The sequence below is a fragment of the Castellaniella sp. genome (assembly GCF_049671645.1).
Classification (GTDB): Bacteria; Pseudomonadota; Gammaproteobacteria; order Burkholderiales; family Burkholderiaceae_B; genus Castellaniella.
Genome location: NZ_JBATVG010000004.1, coordinates 1 through 2500 on the forward strand (window position 1 = coordinate 1; position 2500 = coordinate 2500).

Here is a 2500-nt window from a genome sequence, read left to right on the forward strand (position 1 = left end):
CGGCGCGCGGTTGCGCAGCGGGCGATATCGTTGGTCTTGCTTTGGTTTTACCCAAGACAAAGCCCCTGCAGAGAGACTCTGCAGGGGCTTTGCGGTATAAAAGCCTGACGATGACCTACTTTCACAGGTGTCCACCCACTATCATCGGCGCGAAGGCGTTTCACTGTCCTGTTCGGGATGGGAAGGAGTGGGGCCGCCTTGCTATGGTCGTCAAGCATAACTGGTTGTGGTCAAGTCGCGGGGACTGGACCACCAATTTGGAAGAAGCACATCGTGCAGTCTGTTCGATACCTGCAGCGCGTCTTGCAACGAGCTGCATTTTAGCAAAGTTTCTCGCTTTGTCTAGCAGGCTGCACATGGGGTTGTTTTGTACGATTTGCGTTTCAATTCTTTGGGCTTACACACGAATCACTACACCCATCGGTCAGTCAGCGACTAACCTGCAAGGTTATAGGATCAAGCCGCACGGGCAATTAGTACTGGTTAGCTGCACGCATTACTGCGCTTCCACACCCAGCCTATCAACGTCCTGGTCTCGGACGACCCTTCAGGGGGGTCAAGCCCCCGGGATACCTAATCTTCAGACGAGTTTCGCGCTTAGATGCCTTCAGCGCTTATCTCTTCCGTACATAGCTACTCGGCAATGCCATTGGCATGACAACCGATACACCAGCGGTACGTCCACTCCGGTCCTCTCGTACTAGGAGCAGGCTCCGTCAAGTATCCAACGCCCACGGCAGATAGGGACCAAACTGTCTCACGACGTTTTAAACCCAGCTCACGTACCTCTTTAAATGGCGAACAGCCATACCCTTGGGACCGGCTACAGCCCCAGGATGAGATGAGCCGACATCGAGGTGCCAAACACCGCCGTCGATATGAACTCTTGGGCGGTATCAGCCTGTTATCCCCAGAGTACCTTTTATCCGTTGAGCGATGGCCCTTCCATACAGAACCACCGGATCACTATGACCTGCTTTCGCACCTGTTCGACTTGTCAGTCTCACAGTCAAGCACGCTTATGCCATTGCACTATCAGCACGATTTCCGACCGTACCTAGCGTACCTTCGTACTCCTCCGTTACACTTTAGGAGGAGACCGCCCCAGTCAAACTGCCCACCATGCACTGTCCCCAACCCGGATAACGGGCCAAGGTTAGAACCGCAAACAGACCAGGGTGGTATTTCAAGGTTGGCTCCACTGCATCTAGCGACACAGTTTCAACGCCTCCCACCTATCCTACACAGGCCGGTTCACAATCCAATGCAAAGCTACAGTAAAGGTTCATGGGGTCTTTCCGTCTAGCCGCGGGTAGATTGCATCATCACAAACATTTCAACTTCGCTGAGTCTCAGGAGGAGACAGTGTGGCCATCGTTACGCCATTCGTGCAGGTCGGAACTTACCCGACAAGGAATTTCGCTACCTTAGGACCGTTATAGTTACGGCCGCCGTTTACCGGGGCTTCGATCAAGAGCTTGCACCCCATCACTTAACCTTCCGGCACCGGGCAGGCGTCACACCCTATACGTCGACTTTCGTCTTGGCAGAGTGCTGTGTTTTTAATAAACAGTCGCAGCCACCGATTCTCTGCGGCCCCTTCATGCTCAGTGCGCAGGCACCTCACACTACCAGGGCATACCTTCTCCCGAAGTTACGGTATCAATTTGCCGAGTTCCTTCTCCTGAGTTCTCTCAAGCGCCTTGGAATATTCATCCCGTCCACCTGTGTCGGTTTGCGGTACGGTCTCGTGAGACTGAAGCTTAGAGGCTTTTCCTGGGACAACTTCCAATCAGTCCAGGAACCTAAGTTCCTGTCCAGCCACACCCTTGAATCACGCGCCCGGATTTACCTAAGCGCCTTCTATGGTGCAGCAACGGGGACATCCAACACCCCGATGATCTTCTGCCATCCGTCCCCCCATCGCATCTCACGACGGTGCTGGAATATTAACCAGCTTCCCATCAGCTACGCATCTCTGCCTCGCCTTAGGGGCCGACTCACCCTGCGCCGATGAACGTTGCGCAGGAAACCTTGGACTTACGGCGAGGGGGCTTTTCACCCCCTTTATCGCTACTCATGTCAGCATTCGCACTTCTGATACCTCCAGCATCCTTTACAAGACACCTTCGCAGGCTTACAGAACGCTCTCCTACCGCGTGCAATAAATTGCACACCCGCAGCTTCGGTAACTGGCTTGAGCCCCGTTACATCTTCCGCGCAGGACGACTCGATCAGTGAGCTATTACGCTTTCTTTAAAGGGTGGCTGCTTCTAAGCCAACCTCCTGACTGTCTATGCCTTCCCACTTCGTTTCCCACTTAGCCCGTTTTAGGGACCTTAGCTGGCGGTCTGGGTTGTTTCCCTCTTGAGTCCGGACGTTAGCACCCGGTGCTCTGTCTCCCACACTGTACTTGCCGGTATTCGGAGTTTGCCATAGGTTGGTAAGTCGCCATGACCCCCTAGCTATAACAGTGCTCTACCCCCGGCAGTAATCATGT

2 rRNA genes (1 of these 2 cut by a window edge) are annotated in these 2500 nt (G+C 54.0%); both read right to left on the reverse strand.

The annotated features are described in order from the left end of the window. Window positions 1-102: 102 nt before the first annotated feature. Window positions 103-215: ribosomal RNA gene (gene rrf / locus WBG56_RS00980) — 5S ribosomal RNA — on the reverse strand. Between the two features lie 237 nt (window positions 216-452). Then, window positions 453-2500, reverse strand: a 23S ribosomal RNA gene (locus WBG56_RS00985) (it continues 840 nt past the right edge of the window).